Genomic DNA, 19006 nt, shown 5'->3' on the forward strand with positions numbered 1-19006 from the left:
AAATGTATCAAAAATTCAACGTGATTTGTATTTCTGAAAATAAAAAGCCGGAAGCAGGATCAGCAAAAACAGCGGTTGTATCAAAAATCTTCTTACGTAAAACAACACGAAATGCCCGCTGGATTCTTCCGAAGTGAAAATGATGAAACTGAAAGCCATAAAAAGAATTGCAAAAAGAAAGCTGTAAAGTATTAAGGATAGCTTGATAATGCCCCTATCCTGAAAAACCAGCCAAAGGATAGCCAAGGAAATGATCGTATTGAGCAAAAAACGCAGTGCAATTCCTGTTTGCAGTGCAAAAGTATCCATTTCGGGCAAGGGCATGGACTTGTAATCCATTTCAAAAAAATGCAGCAGCGGATCGTAAAACAAGGTATCCTCAAAAGTGCGGATCAGCACCAGCAAGGCAGCCAATGCAAAAATTCCTAGTACTTTCAGAACTTTATTCATTGGGCGAATTTGGTTTTAGCATCCGCACCCAGACCATCCATAAAACGAAGACCATACTATAGATTATGCCGGGAAAAACGACGGAATGCAAAATATTTTCGTGCTGGGGATATTTGTACAGGGCAACGGTAAGTATGGCGACGCGCAGTATATTCACAATATAAATCAGGACAGCGCCCGCGAATAAAAAGAATACTGTTTTTTTGAAATTTTCCGCAAAAGCGATGATGAAGGCAACAAACAGAATAATTACACTTATGGAATTGCAGCCTTCCACAATATTTACGGTGTAGTTCCCATCTATGGTCAAAAGCATTCCCTGCACCACAGTATCTGGCGTCAAGGTTGCGCTGTAGCCAAAGGTGTCAAGCACCGCGGCACTTTGCCTTGCAACCAGGTTTGTTATAAAATCGGGAAAGTAATTGCCGTTTACGGAAGTTTTCAAATATAAGCCATAACCGGCGCTAAGCAGCAGATAGGTGCCCAAAAACAGCACCACAAAACGGACAACGGCCTTATATTTCTTAAAGAGTTCTTTCAAAAAAAGATTTTCTGTTTTTCAGACTTTACAATGTTATACCAACAAATTTTTTAATGCGAAAATGTCGATTTGAAAATTTCCCGATTTAACAAAAATACAGGAATTGTTTTTGGCGTTTGTTATGGTTTTGAAATACTTTTGCCAAAGTAATCAAGATACTTAAACCTATGCCTTTTTCACATTTAAAGCCCAAAGTAAAGACTATTCTCTCGAATGAAAACGAGCCCACGGCGCAACGCTTAAAAGAGGTTTGCGAATTGCTGCAGTCCTCGGTGGGTTACTACGATTGGGTCGGGTTCTATTTCGCCAATGAAGCTGAAAAAACGCTTCATCTAAAAGCTTTCGCAGGCGAACCGACGGACCACACCGTTATTCCTTTCGGAAAGGGGATTTGTGGACAGGTGGCCGTTAGCAACCAAAACTTTGTAGTGCCGGACGTTAAGGCGCAGGACAACTACATCGCGTGCAGCATAACCGTGAAATCTGAAATCGTGATTCCGCTTTTTAAAGATGGAAAAAACATAGGCCAGATTGACATAGATTCCCACGTAGAAGATCCTTTTTCTGCGGAAGACGAGCTATTTTTGGAATGGGTAAACTCAGAAGTTGCGGAGATACTTTAGGATTTTTAATCTAAAATTTTTGCGCAACTTCTTCCAAAATTACAAATTACAAATTCCAAATTCCAAAAAAATAAACTTTTCTCCCTCCCTTGGTGAGAGCCGGGGTGTGGCTTTTGGAATTTGGAATTTAAGAGCTTGGTGCTTTTTTAGAATTTGGGATTTAAAAAATTTTGGAATTTGCGCAGCCTACATTCCCGTCCGGATCGCCTCTACCGGATCCAGTTTTGAGGCTGAGATTGCCGGCAGTATTCCTGAGATTAAACCGATGGCCGCAGAAATTGCCGTGCCGATGAACATATTCCACGGGGATAGTACAAATTCAAAATCGCCCGTAAAACTGGAGGCTATTATTGAAACGATAAACACCAAAAACAAACCAATCAATCCGCCTATTACGGCAAGGATTACCGCTTCAAACAAAAATTGAAAAAGAATAAATTTGTTCTTCGCACCCAAGGACTTCTGAATCCCAATCAGATTGGTCCGTTCCTTTACACTCACGAACATAATATTCGCAATCCCGAAACCGCCAACGAGCAACGAAAACCCACTTATAACGAGCCCGATTACGTTCATGGTTCCCGTAATCTCATCAATAAAATCGGCGAAGCCTTGTAGCTGGTTGATGAAAAAATTGCTTGTCTGGTCAGGTTTCAATCCCCGTTTTGTCCGCAGTTGTTGATTGAGCATCGCCTTGAATTCGGCAATGTCCACGTCTTTTTCGGGCTTTATTACTATCTGCGGAAACGTATTTTTGTTGTTATCGCCATAAATTCTTCGAACCACATTTACTGGCATCCAAATGGAAGTGTCCTTGGAATTTCCAAATAAACCGGCTCCTTCCTTTTCCAATACACCAATAACCTTGAATTTCCTTCCGTAAACTCGCACTTCTTTGCCAATTGCGGTTGCGGCGTCGCCAAAAAGCTGCTTGGCAATCTCATCACCCAAAACCACAACCATGGAACCACTATTTGACTCTGAGCCGTTAAAAAAACGGCCTTCGGAAAGTTGCAGCGATTCTATGTAATAATAGCTATCGGTTACCGCGCCAATTGGCACGTTATCTACTTGCCTATCTTCATATTTTACGCTCTCATTCGGTACGTTCAGGGTAAAGGTTGCAGCTTCAATGTTTGGAGTATTTCTTTCGAGATATTGGTATTCATCAAAAGTTACATCGGGGAATTGTTGCCATTTCCAACGCGGAATATCGGTCGGGCCAAAATTGAAACGCATGATGATAATCGTACTGTTGTCCAGCCCGCTGATGCTGCCCTCAATTTCACGCTTTAAGGAATCAACCGCCGCCAAGACCGCGATAATGGAAAAAATCCCAATGGTTACGCCCACCAATGAGAGGAAGGTCCGCAATTTATTGTTCCGAAGCGCATTTAGCGCAAAATTGAAACTTTCCTTTAAAACGCGAAGATATATTAGCATTTAAGAGTTTAGATTAATGATTGACGATTTTCGATTTCGTCCCGATTGCTATCGAGATCGATTTCAAAAAGGGTTAATAAAATTATGAAAAGTAAGACGTTTTCTCTTTGCTTATGTTACAAATTTACTATGCAATTATGTACTTTTGCACCTGCTTGCCAAAAAAGGTAGGCCTTAATTTTCAATAATGAACAATTCCAAAAAAATTAAGTCGGCTTTAATTTCCGTTTTCAGCAAGGACGGGCTCGCCCCCATTGTTAAAAAACTTCACGAACAAAACGTAAAAATATACTCTACGGGAGGCACCGAAAAATTCATCAATGATCTTGGTATCGAGGTGATTGCGGTGGAAGATATAACCGATTACCCCTCGATTTTGGGGGGTCGTGTAAAGACCCTGCATCCAAAGGTTTTTGGCGGAATCTTGAACCGTCAGGACCACGAAGGCGATGTTGCCGAAATGGAGCAATACAACATTCCGCAGATTGATGCCGTGATTGTGGATTTGTACCCTTTTGAAAAAACGGTCGCTTCGGGCGCTTCGGAAGCGGATATTATTGAAAAGATTGACATAGGCGGCATTTCCTTGATTCGCGCAGCAGCGAAAAATTTTAAGGACACCATTTGCGTTTCCTCGGTTGACGATTACGCTGAATTTTTGGAATTGATTTCAGCAAACAATGGCGAAATTTCCTTGAAGGACCGGAAGCGTTTTGCCGCAAAATCCTTTAACGTTTCCTCAAATTACGATACCGCGATTTTTAATTATTTCAACAAAGAAGAAAAATTACCTGCTTTTAAATTAAGTGAAACCAATGGGCAGGAACTTCGCTACGGCGAAAACCCGCACCAAAAAGGTTTTTTCTTTGGAAATTTTGATGAAATGTTCACCAAGCTCCACGGCAAGGAATTGAGTTACAACAACCTTTTGGACGTTGATGCCGCGGTAAATTTGATGAACGAATTCAAGGGCGAAGCCCCAACGTTCGCAATTTTAAAACACAACAATGCCTGTGGAATTGCACAACGCGAGACCGTGCAACAGGCCTATATGGCTGCTTTGGCGGGCGATCCGGTTTCTGCCTTCGGCGGAATTTTGATCAGCAATGTTGAAATTGACGAAGCTACCGCCAATGAAATCCACGATCTTTTCTGCGAAGTGGTCATCGCTCCTTCTTTTTCAGCGAAAGCGCAGGAAATTTTGGAAGGAAAAAAGAACCGGATTTTGTTGGTACAAAAAGAAATTGAACTACCTTCAACAACCGTTAGAACTTGTTTGAACGGCGTTTTGGTCCAGGATAAAGACAATATTACAGACAGTGCCGAAATTTTAACGCACGCCACAAACAATAAACCCAATCCACAGGAGTTAGAAGACTTGTTGTTCGCTTCAAAAATTTGCAAGCACACAAAGTCAAACACCATCGTTTTGGCAAAGGGAAAACAACTTTGCGCCAGCGGAACGGGCCAAACCAGCCGCGTTGATGCGTTACGGCAAGCCATAGAAAAAGCACAATCCTTTAATTTTAACCTTGAGGGAGCCGTGATGGCGAGCGATGCTTTTTTCCCGTTTCCCGATTGTGTGGAAATTGCGGACAAGGCGGGAATTACAGCGGTAATCCAGCCCGGAGGGTCAATCAAGGACCAATTGAGCATCGATTATTGCAACGAAAATGAAATGGCAATGGTATTTACCGGAACGCGCCATTTTAAGCATTAAATTTTATTACATTTGTTAAAAACCAAACTTAACACGTTAACTTTCAACACCACCGACTTACACTATGGGATTTTTTGACTTCCTGACTGAAGAAATAGCCATTGACCTTGGTACCGCAAATACCCTGATAATCCATAACGATAAAGTTGTTGTGGACGCCCCCTCGATTGTTGCACGCGACCGAACTACGGGGAAAATAATTGCCGTGGGCCGTGAAGCCGCGATGATGCAGGGAAAAACCCACGAAAACATTAAGACAATCCGCCCTTTGAAAGACGGGGTGATTGCAGATTTTGACGCGAGTGAAAAGATGATAAATATGTTCATCAGCGACATTCCCGCGTTGAAGAAGAAATGGCTAAAACCTTCGTTGCGGATGGTGGTCTGTATTCCCAGCGGAATTACCGAAGTGGAAATGCGCGCGGTAAAGGAAAGTGCCGAACGCGTTAACGGAAAGGAAGTGTATTTGATCCACGAACCCATGGCAGCCGCCATCGGTATTGGGGTTGACATCATGCAGCCCAAGGGAAATATGGTCGTGGACATAGGAGGTGGAACCACCGAAATTGCCGTAATCGCCCTTGGCGGAATTGTTTGCGACAAATCCATAAAAATTGCGGGTGACGTTTTTACGAATGATATCGTGTATTATATGCGCACCCAACACAACCTTTATGTGGGCGAGCGTACTGCGGAAAAAATAAAAATCCAAATTGGAGCCGCGACCGAAGATCTTGAGCTGCCGCCAGACGAAATGGACGTGCAGGGGCGCGATTTGCTTACGGGAAAACCGAAACAGGTTCAAACTTCTTACAGGGAAATTGCAAAAGCGTTGGACAAATCCATCCTTCGAATTGAGGATGCGGTCATGGAAACCCTTTCGCAAACCCCGCCGGAACTTGCGGCCGATATTTACAACACCGGAATCTATCTTGCCGGCGGTGGATCGATGCTTCGCGGGCTCGACAAAAGGCTTTCGCAAAAAACCGATCTTCCGGTTTACATTGCCGAAGATCCGTTGCGCGCCGTGGTTCGCGGTACAGGAATTTGCTTAAAAAACCTGAACAAGTACAAAAGCGTGCTGATTAAATAATTTTTCGGAAGAGACATTTTCCCTGAAAAATTTAAAAAATAGTTGCCCATTTATGGCGTTGCTCGCAATAGAAAGCAGAATTTATTAACCCCACAAAGCAATGCAGCAGATTATATATTTCTTTATTCGGAATAAAAATTTCCTGTTGTTTGCCGTGCTTTTTACAATTTCCGTAGCGCTTACCATCCAGACGCACAATTACCACAACGACAAATATATTAGCTCCGCCAATTTTATCACGGGCGGTATTTATACTTTCAGAAACAACATTACGGATTATTTCAATCTCGGAAAGGAAAACGAACAGCTGCTCCAGGAGAATTTAATGCTTCGGAAAAAGCTGGACCAATTCAAGGAAGTGATAGCCGTTGAAAAACTGGACAGTACGGGGCTTCCCAACAAATTCAGCTATTTCACGGCGCGGGTAATAAACAACAACTATTCAAAAACCAAAAACCAGCTTACCATCGACAAAGGCCGAAAGGACAGCATCAAAATTGACCTGGGCGTTATTTCTTCCAAAGGAATCGTGGGCATTGTGAGCGATGTTTCTGAAAATTACGCCACCGTCCAATCTATTCTGAATACTCAAAGCAGAATTAATGCAAAACATAAAAATTCCGGTCATTTCGGTTCCCTTAAATGGAATACAGAGAATCCAAATGTTGTACAGTTGGTTGATATACCAAGACTTGCTCCACTTGCAAAAGGTGATACGATTGTAACCGGTGGGCGTTCCACCATTTTTCCGGAAGGAATCCTGATAGGCACGGTAAAGGATTTTCACTTGGATAACGATGACAATTACTATTATGTGAATATTGACCTTTTCAATGATATGACGAGCTTGGAGCACGTGTATCTAATTGAAAATAACGAAGCAGCGGAAATATTGAATTTGGAAAAAGGAGTGGAAGATGTCGAACAGTGATATCCTTATAAATATCGTCCGTTTTGTGGTGTTGGTTTTCCTTCAGGTGCTACTGCTCAATAATGTGAATCTGGCAGGATATATCAATCCGTACCTCTATATTTTATTCATAATACTCTATCCGCTTGACGGCAATAAGGGACTTTTGATATTTCTCAGTTTTCTTTTGGGCCTTTCCATAGATATTTTTGAGGATTCGGGCGGGGTTCACGCCGCGGCCTGTGCCTTTATAGCGTACATACGGCCTGTGGTTTTAAAATATTCTTTCGGTGTAAGTTATGAATACAATAGCGTCAAAATTAGAAAAGCCGACCCCATGGAACGGCTTACTTATATTGCGTCCTTGGTTTTAATGCATCATTTTGTGATGTTTTCCTTGGAAATTTTTAGCTTTAAACATATACTGCTATTGTTGAAATCTACGTTATTTGCCGGAATTTTTACCATTATCGTGGTTGTGTGCACTATGATTCTTTTTAATAAAAAATCGTAATGAGGAAAATTGTTTTAATAGGGTTGGTTTTGTTGAGCGGGGTGCTTTTCGCCGCGCGGCTTTTCTATTTGCAAGTGTATGATGCCTCTTCAGATTCGCTTTCGCAGAACAGCGCTATCAAAGTGATGTACGATTATCCGCAGCGTGGGTATATGTTTGACAGAAATATGAAACTTTTGGTGTCCAACCAGCCTTCGTATGACGTAATGGTGATACCGCGCGATGTGAAACCGCTGGATACGCTGGAATTTTGTAGTCTGCTGAAAATTACGAAGGAAGATTTTAAGGAAATTCTCCATAAAGCCCGGGTATATTCACCCAGATTGCCTTCGGTAGTAATTCCCCAGTTGAACAAGGCCGATTATGCTTCCCTTTCAGAAAAAATGTATAAATATGAAGGGTTTTACATCCAGCGTCGTTCCCTTCGCGAATACCAAGTGGACCATTCGGCAAATGTGATGGGTTACATAGCCGAAGTTAACAACGCCATTATAGAGAAAAATCCGTACTACCAAATGGGTGAACTTATTGGTACGGCTGGCGTTGAAAAGGAATATGAAGAAGTACTGCGGGGCGTAAAAGGTGTAAAATATATTCAAAAAGATCGCTTCAACAGAGATATAGGCCCCTACAAAGATGGAATTTTTGACACCTTGCCAGAACGCGGAAACGATATTCAATTGACCATTGATGCGACGCTTCAAAAATACGGACAGGAATTGATGATCCATAAGCGCGGTGGAATTGTGGCCATTGAACCCGAAAGTGGAGAAATCCTCGCCTTGGTTACCGCACCGAGTTACGACCCTTCTTTATTGGTGGGACGTGACCGTTCAAAAAATTTCACCAGATTGTGGTATGACACCCTTGCCAAACCATTATACGATAGGGTTTTAATGGGGGAATATCCGCCTGGTTCCCCTTTTAAAACGCTTACCGCCTTAGTAGGTCTTCACGAAAATGCGATTGACATGGACGATGTTGTAGGCTGCACCGGTGGTTACCATTTTGGGAGAAGGGTTCTTCGCTGTCACCATAGAGGGCCGGTCGCTATGGTTTCGGGGATTGCAAATTCCTGTAATACCTACTTCTGTACCGTTTATAAAAAAATCATGGATACCTACCCCACCCCACAAGAAGGGATAGATGCCTGGCGAAGGGATTTGATGAGTTTCGGCCTTGGCGACTTTTTGGGCTATGACCTTCCAAGTGGCAAAAGAGGGAATATTCCAACTTCGGCATACTATAATAAAATCCACGATTTCCCAACCCACAATTGGTCTTCTTTGGCAACCATTTCGAACGCTATTGGGCAGGGCGAGGTTTTGCTTACGCCCATGCAAATGGCCAACTTTACGGCGGCCATTGCGAACAGGGGCTATTATTACACACCTCATGTTATTAAGAATATTATTGGGCCCGATACCATTCCCCAGAAATTTAAGGAAAAGCATTACACCACGGTTGAACCGGAATATTTTGAACCAGTGGTTGAGGGGATGTTCCAGGTGTATGAACGGGGTACGGCCTCATCCATAAGAGTACCGGGCATCGAGGTGTGCGGGAAAACTGGAACCGCTGAAAATTTCACCAGAATTGACGGCAAACGCGTCCAACTTACGGACCATTCCATCTTTGTGGCCTTTGCCCCCAAGGACAACCCAAAAATCGCGATTGCGGTATTTGTGGAAAACGGATATTGGGGCTCGCGATGGGCGGGACGCATTGCAGGCCTTATGATTGAAAAATACCTCAAGGGCGAAATAACCCGAACCGACATGGAAAAATATGTACTGGAAGGCAGTCTGGAAGCAGAATACGCCAAACCTTACAGTGGCCAACCTTTCTCAATAAACCGATAATGGCTGGAAGCAGAACTTACGTACGCTTTGATTGGCTGATGATTTTTATGTACATCGCCCTTGTAATTATGGGCTGGATAAACATTTACTCTGCCTCCTTGAGCGATACCGCAAAAGGGTTTTGGGATTTTGACCAGATCTACGCCCGACAGTTTATGTTTATAGGGTTTAGCATACTTCTTATAATATTTTTGCTCGCCATAGAATCAAAATTTTACGAAAAATTTGCTAGTGTCTTCTATATCATCTCGTTGGTATCGCTTTTAGGGCTTTTTGTTTTCGGAAAGAATATTTCGGGAGCTACCTCTTGGTACACTTTCGGAAGTTTCAGTCTTCAACCCAGTGAATTTGCAAAAGCGGCAACTGCATTGGCGCTCGCTAAATACGTGAGCGATATACAAACTAATATGCAGGAACTGAAACATCAAATTGCGGCCTTTATCATCATAGCGCTGCCTGCAATTTTGATTGTGCCACAGCCCGATCCGGGAAGTGCCCTTATTTATGCAGCCTTTGTATTTCCGCTTTACAGAGAAGGATTGCACGGGGTCTATCTTCTTCTAGGTCTCTTTGGTGTAATGCTGTTTGTATCTACCCTCGCATTTGGCGCGGTTTGGGTTGCCGTGGCCATTGTACTCATTGGCAGTATTATTTTCTTCAGAAATCGAAAAAAACGTCCCAGTATTATTAAATATGTTTTAATTGCGGCGGGGTGTATTGCCTTTGCTTTTTCAGTGAGCTATATTTTCAACAACATGTTTGAACAGCGGCACCGCGACCGATTCAACATTGTTTTAGGAAAAGAGGTAGATGCGCGCGGAATTGGCTACAACACACACCAAAGCGAGATTGCAATTGCCAACGGTGGCTGGCTAGGCAAAGGTTGGACGCAGGGAACGCAAACAAAGGGCAATTTCGTTCCCGAACAGCATACCGATTATATTTTCAGCACGGTGGGCGAAGAATGGGGCTTTGTAGGAAGTATGGTCGTGGTTTTGCTATTTGTGGGACTCATACTTCGTATTATTTTTAAAGCCGAAAAACAGAAATCACAATTCGGAAGGGTGTATGGCTACAGTGTTGCCGCTATTTTATTTTTTCACTTTTTCGTGAATGTGGGAATGGTATTAGGTATTTTCCCAACCGTGGGGATTCCGCTGCCGTTCTTTAGTTACGGCGGCTCCGCACTTTGGGGCTTTACTATTTTGCTGTTTATTTTTGTGAAATTGGACGGGGCGAATTATCACTACTCTTAAATCGAAAGCAGAAATCGAAAACGAAATCGAAACTGTATCACTACTGCAAACTGCGACTGAGACTGAAACTGAAACTGGGACTAAAAAACTATCTCCGCCCCCAAGCTCGCAAGTCTATCATCGACTCCAAATTATTCTCAATGGAATCCGGCAGTTGTGGGAAAAAATCAATTCCTGTTTTGGCTTCCACTTCGTCTATGGAAACAACGTATTCATAAAAAGATTCGCTGGAAGGCTTATTCGGAATTAAAAAGGCTACGGCCTTATATTCACCATTGGAAAAGTAAACAACAATTTTATAAAATTCGTTCGGCACCGAAACATTTTCTTCGCCGATGGTTTTCATTTTTCCTTTTAAAACGCCGCCCGTTACCACATACACACCGTCATATTTTTCGGCCCAATAGCGAACTTTTTGTTCCAGTCGGTTCCAGATGCCGGCATTAAAATCGTGGTCTTGCGGACTTATGTTACTGGTCAAAAACGTTTCGTTATAGGCTTCAAAGGACATCCTTCTGTCGCCAGCTGGAACCAAATGGCCGCGATCGTAACCCGAATTCTTATAATTGCGCCAATCCGCAGATTTTGTTTTCACCTTTTTGTCTTCAATAAAATAGGGTCGCTCAAATTCATTTTTAGTCAAATCACTTTGCTTCAATTCATAAGCTACCCACTCCGACTGTTCATTTTCTTCGGAATAGGATAGGGTAAAATAGTTGTGTTTTACGATGGCTCCGGTAGTTGAGGCGGGAAGGAAAGTATCGTCAAATTCATTTGAATTATCGTGCTTTACCACAGAAGTGTCAGCAACTGAAGTATCATCCTTTTCGAATAAATCGTCAGCATAATAAAGTACAACTGTTACGATTATAATAACTAAGGGGTATATGTATTTTCGGTTCATTTAAATTTTTTTAAGCGTTCCTCACATCCATCGCATCGCGCAGGGCATTTCCTATTAGCATAAAAGCTGTTACAAGGCTCATAATGGCCAGTCCGGGAATAAGGGCAAGGTAGGGTTTTCCCAAAATAATATAGGCATAATGGTCTTTTATGATGCCGCCCCAACTGGGCATGGGTGGTTGGGCGCCGATACCCAAGAACGACAGACCGCTTTCAATGAGAATTGCACCCGCAAAATTGGCCGCCGAAATGATTATAACAGGCGCCATACTATTGGGCAAAATATGTTTTACGATTATTCTGAAATCATTAAACCCCAACGCCCGGGCAGCGGTAACATATTGCATCTGTTTTACGCCCATTACCTGCCCGCGGACCACACGGGCAACTTCTACCCACATAGTAAGCCCGACGGCGATAAAAACCTGCCAAAAACCCTTCCCCAGGGCTAAGGTAATAGCAATCACCAAAAGTAAAGTTGGAATAGACCAAGTAACGTTTATGAGCCACATTATAGCAGCATCCACTTTTCCGCCAAAATAACCTGCAATGGCACCCAGGGTGATTCCGATTACCAATGAAATGAAAACCGCAACAAACCCGATAGCCAAAGATATGCGGATCCCAATGAGCATTCGGCTCAACAAATCGCGGCCGTATTTATCGGTACCGAGGAGGAACTTTTTTTCGGAAATGTATTTCTGCGGAATTTCTTCTACGGAAGAAGCATCTGGGAAAAGTGAAAGCGCATATTCCTTCTGCAAACCTTCGGTTCCGTCCGGCGTGTATTCGGTTATTTCAATGGTATTTTTCTTTAAAACGTATTTTGAAACAGGAATCTCGGTATCGGCATTCTTTTTTCCGAAGAAAAAAACGGACAAAGGATTTTGTTTTTCAACGGCTGCGGGAATCGTGAGCATTTGCACCGAAAATCCCGGGTTCTTGGAATGTATGGAAAGATGCATCTGATTGGCGTTCTGCGAATTGTCTGGTGCAAGGGCGTACGCAAATATTGCAACCAAAACACAGAGCGTTAAAAAGCCCAAACTGAAAACGCCCCAAAAGTTTTTTTTGAACTTTTGGAGCGCTATCTGGGTTAATGAAGTGGAGTTTTTCACACTTCAAATTTAGTAAAATTTAGCGTGTTTCATTCAGAAACCCGTATTCGGTTTTACTATAATTAGTTTTTAATATCGGCAACTTTTTTGGCCTTGATATTATTGAGTTTTAAGTCTTCCAATACGTGGACAGCTTCTTCTACATACATATCCTTGCTTAGATTTTTATGCCATCTTTTGCGCTTTTCGGATAGGGTGGTGTCCTGCTTCATTAGCGCGGTTTCATACGGCAAGGATTCAAAAGTGAGGTGATTGTCGTATTCATCAATGGCATCAAAACGCTCGGTTTCCTTTTTGCGCTGCTCTATTTCGGCGCTGTATTTATCAAAATTCAAATTCACTACTTTTTCATCCCGACGCTCCTTAATCCAGCGTGCATTATCATCTATTAATTTCAACTGTTCATTCTGTGCCATTCGTGCCTTACTTTTCTCTATAGTTTCATCATAATCAATATAACCATCCCAAACATCATATTTTGCCGCATCAATTTTATCATAAGGAAGTGGATTATCGTAATCTCTTTCGCCCACATCAATGTAACTGTAACGATCTGGCATCACTACATCGCTTTTTACGCCTTCCAACTGCGTAGAACCTCCGTTGACGCGATAGAATTTTTGGGAAGTTATCTTTAAAGCGCCCAAATCGCCCAAATCGTTTTTGCGGAGCCACTGGTTTAGGTCAATCACATTTTGGACCGTTCCCTTTCCGTAGGTCTGCTTGCTTCCCAAGATAATGGCGCGCTTGTAGTCCTGCATGGCGGCCGCAAGAATTTCGGAAGCGGAAGCAGAAAGTTCGTTTACCAAAATCACTAAAGGACCATCCCATACAATTTCGCTGTCCTTGTCCTCAAGCACTTCCTTATTGCCTGCGGAAGCCACTTGTACAATGGGTCCCTTTTTTATGAAAAGTCCCGCAATATCAACCGCGGTGCGCAATGAGCCACCACCGTTATCGCGAAGGTCCAGTACCAAACCTTCCATTCCTTCTTCTTTTAAGCGCAGAATTTCTTTTTTAACATCGGTTGCAGCGTTTCGCTCCTTGTAATTTTCCATGTCAAAGTAAAACTGCGGTAAATTTATAAGCCCAAACTTACGGTCGCCTTTATCGATCAAGGAAGATTTGGCGTAGGTTTCCTCAAGTTCAACTACATCGCGGGTAATCACTTTATCTGAAATAGTTCCATCAACATTCTTAATAGTCAGGGTAACTTTAGTGCCTTTTGGGCCTTTTATGAGTTTTACGGCATCATCAATGCGCATTCCCACAATGCTCACGGCGTCTTTTTCATCTTCTTGTTTTACTTTTAAAATGGCATCGCCCACTTCAATTTTTTCACTTCGCCAAGCTGGGCCGCCGCTTATAATTTCGATAACGGTAATGTAGTCGTTCTTTTTCTGAAGCCGCGCCCCTATGCCTTCCAATTTTCCGGACATTCGCAGGTCGAAGCGATCTTTATCTGGCGGTGCAAAATAGTTTGTGTGCGGATCAAATTCCTCTACGATGGTATTAAGGTAAATGGCGAAATAATCCTTTCGTTGTAAATCTTTAGTAAACTCAAAATATTCATCCAAGGAACTCTTGGCGGTCTCTCTAGCTTTGCTTTCAAGTTCGGCCAAAGACTTGGGCTCGAAGGGTTCATCTGCACTCTCTTTGGAAGTTTTATTTTCCACTTCGCCATCTTCATCATCTCCCTCATAATCGTCACTTTTTGAAGTAGTAACCCCCTTCTCTTTCTTATTCTGCTCTTCTACCAAATCATAATAGCTGGAAAGAGTTGTAAACTTGAGCTGTTGCTTCCAACGCTCCTTAAGTTCCTTTCGCGAAGTGGCATAGGCAAGATTGTCGTAATCTACATTTATCGTTTCATTTTCAGTGAAATCAAAAGGTTTGTCCAGCACCTCAGGATAGATTTTCTTTACGTCCTCCATTCTTTCTATAAAACGTCCATAAACCAAATCGAAAAATGTTAGGTCCTTATTCTTTATCTGGTCGTCAATCTCTGTTTTATATTTGCTGAACTCCTCAATATCTGAAGCAAGGAAATATCTCTTTAACGGATCGAGTCCATTGATAAAATCCTTATAAACTCCGGCAGAAAATTCGTCATTTATATCTTTAGGATCGTAGTGCCCTTTCTGAAGTACATAGGTTATAAGGTCTAAAAGCAATTTGTCCTTATCGGGATCGTTAAACTCCTTGGTTGTAAAGCTGCAGGAAGCCACAGAAACGAAAACCGCCAAAAACAAAACCTTAAAATTCTTTTTCATTATCCGCATAGTCGAAGTATTATTTTAATGAGTGCCTAAATTATATAAAAAACTGTGCCATTAAAGTATATTGGTACTAATTTTTTGTTAAACAGGTTTTTTCAGTATCAAAGCCCAAAATCTGTATGCTCTGGGGAAGGCAACTGTATTTTAAAAATGTATTTTTGTTTCCTTAAAATTGAAAAAATATGTCGAAAAAAAGACCGTTGATATTAGTTACCAATGACGATGGCATAAACGCACCCGGCGTGCGCACCCTAATTGAGGTAATGAACACGCTAGGCGATGTGATAGTCGTGGCCCCCGATTCTCCCCAAAGCGGGATGGGACACGCCATAACCATTAACGACACATTGTATTGCAATAGTATAAAGGTGATAAATGGCGATCCGCACAAGGAATACAGCTGCAGCGGCACGCCCGTGGATTGTGTGAAAATAGCGGTAAACGAAATTTTAAAACGCAAACCCGACCTCTGTGTGAGCGGCATTAACCATGGCAGCAATTCTTCCATCAACGTTATTTATAGCGGTACCATGAGCGCCGCCGTGGAAGCGGGAACGCTAGGCATCCCCTCTATCGGATTTTCCCTTTTGGATTATTCCCTGGAAGCGGATTTTGGCCCTTCCAAAAAATTTGTAAAGGCCATTGCGCAGCAAACCCTAAAAAACGGACTGCCAAAGGGCGTGGTGCTTAATGTGAATATTCCAAAATTAAAGGCCGCTGAAATTAAGGGCATCAAGGTGTGCCGCCAGGCCAATGCGCATTGGGAAGAAAAATTTGACAAAAGAACCAATCCGCTGGGGCGCGATTATTATTGGCTCACGGGCGAATTTGTGAACGAGGACAAAGGCGAGGACACCGATGAGTGGGCACTCCACAACGGCTTTGTATCTGTGGTGCCGGTGCAGTTCGACTTAACAGCACATCACGCAATCAAGGATTTGAATAGCTGGGATCTGTAGTGGACGGATGACCGATGACATCACCAAATAAAAAAATAAACTGAAACAGATAACGGATGAAACCGCACGTAAAGGAAATATTGATTGGTATGTTGATAGGCCTGGCAGCAAATATGGCGGGTAGCTATCTGTATATATTCTTTTTTTCAAAACTAAGCTTGGAGTCAACATTACAGGCCGCGCTGGAAAATGATTTTCTGGGAAGTCTGATCGCCTTGGGCGCCATTTTAAACCTAATCGCGTTTTTCATTCTTTTAAAAAAGAACCAATTTTACCGCGCCCGGGGTGTGGTTTTGGCTACAGTAATCGCTGCCCTGGCAATTTTGATTTCGAAATTTTTCTGAAAAGAAGAAAGTTCTAACAAGAACTCATTACCTTAGTAACCCAATAACTTTGAATGATGAGACGCGCAGTTTTTCCCGGAACCTTTGATCCCATAACCCTTGGGCACGTAGATATTATAAAACGTGCGCTGCCGCTTTTTGATGAAATAGTTATTGGCATTGGAATAAACGCCGATAAAAAAACGATGTTTTCATTAGAGGAAAGAATCCAGTTTATTGAGAAAGCTTTTGAAAACGATTCGGCAGTAACAGTTAAGAGCTACTCGGGACTTACGGCCAATTTCTGCAAAGAGGTAAATGCACAATTTATTGTTCGCGGCTTAAGAAACACTACAGACCTAAATTACGAACAACCTATTGCACAGACCAACTATAAAATGGCAAAGGTTGAAACAGTATTTTTAATATGCTCTCCGGAGGTCTCAAATATATCGTCTACTATTGTCCGCGATATTATGAGAAATGATGGTGACTACTCTTGTTTAGTTCCTCCTTCCGTAAAAAAATTATAAATATATTCCCAAGAAATATAGCAATAAAAAAACCCTCTCAGTTACCTGAAAGGGTTTTAAATAGTTTTTTTTAAAATGAATTAAAGCGCAGCTACGTGCTTAGCCATGTTCGATTTTAAGTTTGAAGCTTTATTGCTGTGGATAATGTTTTTCTTCGCCAATTTGTCGATCATTGATACAACACTTGGAAACATAGCCTCAGCTTCTTTCTTATCAGAAAGCTCTTGAAACTTCTTCATGGCATTACGGGCAGTTTTATGCTGGTAACGGTTACGCAAGCGCTTTGCCTCGTTGCTTCTAATTCTCTTTAATGCTGACTTGTGATTTGCCATTTTTGTTTTGTTAAATTCTAAATTTTGTAGTCCGTAGGGGAATCGAACCCCTGTTACCAGGATGAAAACCTGGCGTCCTAACCCCTAGACGAACGGACCATTTTTTATTTTCAAATGCGGATGCAAAAATACAACAATTTTTGAATGGCGCAAATCCAAAATAACTTTTTTCAAAAAAAATTAATACGCCTTCGCAAAAAGCACTTTTTTACTAGATGGTTTCCCCGTAAAAATACAGGTTCCGGGCACATCATCCCCATCTAAGGGAATACATCTAATTGTTGCTTTTGTTTCATTCTTAACTCGCTCCTCTGTTTCTGCAGTTCCATCCCAATGAGCCAAAATGAAGCCTCCCTTTCCATTTAAAACCGCCTTAAATTCTTCATACGAAGCAACTTCCGTAGTATGTTCATTCCGAAACGAAGCTGCTTTTTGAAAAAGATTTTCCTGAATCTCATCCATCAAAGAAATAATTTTCTCCACTACCTCATCGTTCGCTATAAATTCCTTTTGAAGCGTATCTCTTCGCGCAAGCTCAACGGTACCCTTTTCAACATCTTTGGGGCCTATGGCAATTCTTACGGGAACGCCCTTCAACTCGTATTCATTGAATTTCCATCCAGGCTTTTGCGTATCCCTATTGTCATATTTAACGCGAATTCCTTTAGAGCGCAGTTTCTTCATTAAATTCAATGCTACTTCATTTACCGCCTCAAATTCTTCGTCCTTTCTGTAAATGGGAACAATAACTACTTGGTCCGGCGCCAAATTTGGAGGCAGTACCAAACCGTTATCATCACTGTGTGTCATTACCAAAGCCCCCATCAATCGTGTGGAAACACCCCAGGAGGTTGCCCAAACATAATCCAATGTTCCGTCTTTTGCGGCAAATTTTACATCAAAGGCCTTTGCGAAATTTTGACCCAAAAAATGTGAAGTTCCCGCCTGCAGCGCCTTTCCATCCTGCATTAAAGCTTCAATACAATATGTTTCCAAGGCACCGGCAAAACGCTCGCTCTCGGTCTTGGTTCCCTTAATAACTGGAATCGCCATGTAATTTTCAGCAAATTCAGCATACACGTTCATCATTTGTTCCGCTTCTGCGATTGCTTCATCCTTGGTGGCGTGGGCCGTGTGGCCTTCTTGCCAAAGAAACTCTGCGGTACGCAAAAACAAACGCGTACGCATTTCCCAGCGGACTACATTTGCCCATTGGTTGATCAAAAGAGGTAAATCTCTATAGGACTGTATCCATTTCCGGTAAGTATCCCATATTATGGTTTCGGAAGTGGGACGGACAATGAGTTCTTCCTCCAACTTTGCGTCAGGGTCCACAACAATCCCGCTGCCATCTTCGGCGTTTTTCAATCTATAATGCGTCACAACGGCACACTCCTTTGCAAACCCATCAACGTGACTTGCCTCTTTGCTGAAATATGATTTCGGAATAAACAGCGGAAAATAAGCATTTTGATGCCCAGTTTCCTTGAACATCCTGTCAAGCTCTGCCTGCATGCGCTCCCAAATTGCATAGCCATATGGTTTTATGACCATACAGCCGCGAACCCCAGAGTTTTCTGCGAGGTCTGCTTTGATAACCAGTTCGTTATACCATTTGGAATAATTTTCCTCCCGTGTCGTTAAATTCTTCGCCATAGCTGGGTTTTGGCACAAATGTTGTGTCTATGTTAAATAATTAGTTATTGTCCGCAAAACTACTTATTTTTATGAAGTTCAACAATAAAATTACCATAGATATGTCCTTTCAAAATATAAATACCAAACGTTTCCTTCCCTTAGCAATTATAGGCGCTTTCGTCTTCTTGTTAACATCATGTGCAACACACAACAACGGTAACCGTTGCACAACCCCTTAATTTTTTTAGATCTGAACCAATATAAGCCGTTTTAAGCGGCCTTGCTTTTTTGGTCAGGCTTGAGAATGAACCAAATTTGGTGCCTTTAAAAAATGCCATGCTACATTCTGAAGCACTATTTTTGGCAAAAAATATAAAACCAGGCTTTCCGCCCCGCTCTTTGCGCGTTTTTGGATAAACTTGAGGTATTTCTTGAGGTTGTAGGCCATTGCCGAGAGGTGCATGCATTTATTGGCCTGTTTAATGCCAATGGTATTGACCTTGCGAAGC

19 protein-coding genes and 1 tRNA gene are annotated in these 19006 nt (G+C 42.2%); 10 read left to right on the forward strand and 10 right to left on the reverse strand.

Annotated features, from left to right (window positions below; genetic code table 11):
- Positions 1-15: 15 nt before the first annotated feature.
- Both MB09_RS10170 and xrtF read right to left on the reverse strand, forming a co-directional pair.
- A complete protein-coding gene (locus MB09_RS10170; RefSeq protein WP_045080778.1) occupies positions 16-450 on the reverse strand; it encodes an exosortase F system-associated membrane protein in 435 nt (144 codons plus the stop codon).
- Positions 443-991: an exosortase family protein XrtF gene (gene xrtF / locus MB09_RS10175; RefSeq protein WP_045080779.1), complete on the reverse strand. Its 549-nt coding sequence runs from the start codon at positions 989-991 to the stop codon at positions 443-445. The genes MB09_RS10170 and xrtF overlap by 8 nt, the downstream gene beginning before the upstream one ends.
- 167 nt (positions 992-1158) lie before the next feature.
- On the opposite strand from xrtF, the gene MB09_RS10180 reads away from it, so the two are divergent.
- A complete protein-coding gene (locus MB09_RS10180) occupies positions 1159-1614 on the forward strand; it encodes a GAF domain-containing protein (protein ID WP_045080780.1) in 456 nt (151 codons plus the stop codon).
- Between the two features lie 186 nt (positions 1615-1800).
- Here MB09_RS10180 and MB09_RS10185 read toward each other — a convergent pair whose 3' ends face one another.
- Positions 1801-3057 carry an ABC transporter permease gene (locus MB09_RS10185; RefSeq protein WP_045080781.1) on the reverse strand — a complete coding sequence of 419 codons (1257 nt, stop codon included), beginning with the start codon at positions 3055-3057 and terminating at the stop codon, positions 1801-1803.
- Positions 3058-3244: 187 nt separating this feature from the next.
- Here MB09_RS10185 and purH point away from each other — a divergent pair, with 187 nt between their 5' ends.
- The 6 genes from purH (at position 3245) to rodA (ending at position 10412) form a co-directional block, all read left to right on the forward strand.
- Positions 3245-4777, forward strand: a complete 1533-nt coding sequence (gene purH / locus MB09_RS10190) for a bifunctional phosphoribosylaminoimidazolecarboxamide formyltransferase/IMP cyclohydrolase (RefSeq protein ID WP_045080782.1) — start codon at positions 3245-3247, stop codon at positions 4775-4777.
- Between the two features lie 64 nt (positions 4778-4841).
- Positions 4842-5870 carry a rod shape-determining protein gene (locus tag MB09_RS10195; protein ID WP_045080783.1) on the forward strand — a complete coding sequence of 343 codons (1029 nt, stop codon included), beginning with the start codon at positions 4842-4844 and terminating at the stop codon, positions 5868-5870.
- Positions 5871-5970: 100 nt separating this feature from the next.
- A complete protein-coding gene (mreC, locus tag MB09_RS10200; RefSeq protein ID WP_045080784.1) occupies positions 5971-6801 on the forward strand; it encodes a rod shape-determining protein MreC in 831 nt (276 codons plus the stop codon).
- Entirely contained in the window at positions 6788-7294 is a 507-nt protein-coding gene (locus MB09_RS10205; protein ID WP_045080785.1) for a hypothetical protein, read from the forward strand. Before mreC ends, MB09_RS10205 begins: the two co-directional genes overlap by 14 nt.
- The gene (gene mrdA / locus MB09_RS10210; protein ID WP_045080786.1) at positions 7294-9156 is read left to right on the forward strand and encodes a penicillin-binding protein 2; all 1863 of its coding nucleotides are present in this window, start codon (positions 7294-7296) and stop codon (positions 9154-9156) included. Before MB09_RS10205 ends, mrdA begins: the two co-directional genes overlap by 1 nt.
- Positions 9156-10412, forward strand: a complete 1257-nt coding sequence (rodA, locus tag MB09_RS10215; RefSeq protein WP_045080787.1) for a rod shape-determining protein RodA — start codon at positions 9156-9158, stop codon at positions 10410-10412. Before mrdA ends, rodA begins: the two co-directional genes overlap by 1 nt.
- An 88-nt stretch (positions 10413-10500) precedes the next feature.
- Here rodA and MB09_RS10220 read toward each other — a convergent pair whose 3' ends face one another.
- The 3 genes from MB09_RS10220 to MB09_RS10230 form a co-directional block, all read right to left on the reverse strand.
- Positions 10501-11316 (reverse strand): DNA/RNA non-specific endonuclease, encoded by an 816-nt coding sequence (locus MB09_RS10220; protein WP_045080788.1) that lies wholly within the window; start codon positions 11314-11316, stop codon positions 10501-10503.
- A gap of 10 nt (positions 11317-11326) precedes the next feature.
- Positions 11327-12433 carry an ABC transporter permease gene (locus MB09_RS10225; protein WP_045080789.1) on the reverse strand — a complete coding sequence of 369 codons (1107 nt, stop codon included), beginning with the start codon at positions 12431-12433 and terminating at the stop codon, positions 11327-11329.
- A gap of 62 nt (positions 12434-12495) precedes the next feature.
- Positions 12496-14706, reverse strand: a complete 2211-nt coding sequence (locus tag MB09_RS10230) for a carboxy terminal-processing peptidase (RefSeq protein ID WP_045080837.1) — start codon at positions 14704-14706, stop codon at positions 12496-12498.
- Positions 14707-14894: 188 nt separating this feature from the next.
- On the opposite strand from MB09_RS10230, the gene surE reads away from it, so the two are divergent.
- The 3 genes from surE to coaD are packed head-to-tail and all read left to right on the forward strand — an operon-like array spanning position 14895 to position 16527.
- A complete protein-coding gene (gene surE, locus MB09_RS10235; protein ID WP_045080790.1) occupies positions 14895-15671 on the forward strand; it encodes a 5'/3'-nucleotidase SurE in 777 nt (258 codons plus the stop codon).
- 56 nt (positions 15672-15727) lie between these two features.
- Positions 15728-16015, forward strand: a complete 288-nt coding sequence (locus MB09_RS10240) for a hypothetical protein (protein ID WP_045080791.1) — start codon at positions 15728-15730, stop codon at positions 16013-16015.
- 56 nt (positions 16016-16071) lie between these two features.
- Positions 16072-16527 (forward strand): pantetheine-phosphate adenylyltransferase, encoded by a 456-nt coding sequence (gene coaD, locus MB09_RS10245; protein WP_045080792.1) that lies wholly within the window; start codon positions 16072-16074, stop codon positions 16525-16527.
- An 80-nt stretch (positions 16528-16607) separates the two neighbouring features.
- Here the strand turns inward: coaD and rpsT are convergent, their stop codons facing one another.
- From rpsT to MB09_RS16395, 4 genes are all read right to left on the reverse strand, one after another.
- A complete protein-coding gene (rpsT, locus tag MB09_RS10250) occupies positions 16608-16859 on the reverse strand; it encodes a 30S ribosomal protein S20 (protein WP_045080838.1) in 252 nt (83 codons plus the stop codon).
- A gap of 27 nt (positions 16860-16886) precedes the next feature.
- Positions 16887-16958, reverse strand: a tRNA-Glu gene (locus tag MB09_RS10255).
- Between the two features lie 81 nt (positions 16959-17039).
- Positions 17040-18515 (reverse strand): proline--tRNA ligase, encoded by a 1476-nt coding sequence (proS, locus tag MB09_RS10260; protein ID WP_045080793.1) that lies wholly within the window; start codon positions 18513-18515, stop codon positions 17040-17042.
- 274 nt (positions 18516-18789) lie between these two features.
- The coding region (locus MB09_RS16395) for a hypothetical protein (RefSeq protein ID WP_045080794.1) at positions 18790-19006 on the reverse strand (217 nt) is incomplete at its 5' end.

The sequence above is a fragment of the Aequorivita vladivostokensis genome, assembly GCF_000952855.1.
GTDB lineage: Bacteria > Bacteroidota > Bacteroidia > Flavobacteriales > Flavobacteriaceae > Aequorivita > Aequorivita vladivostokensis.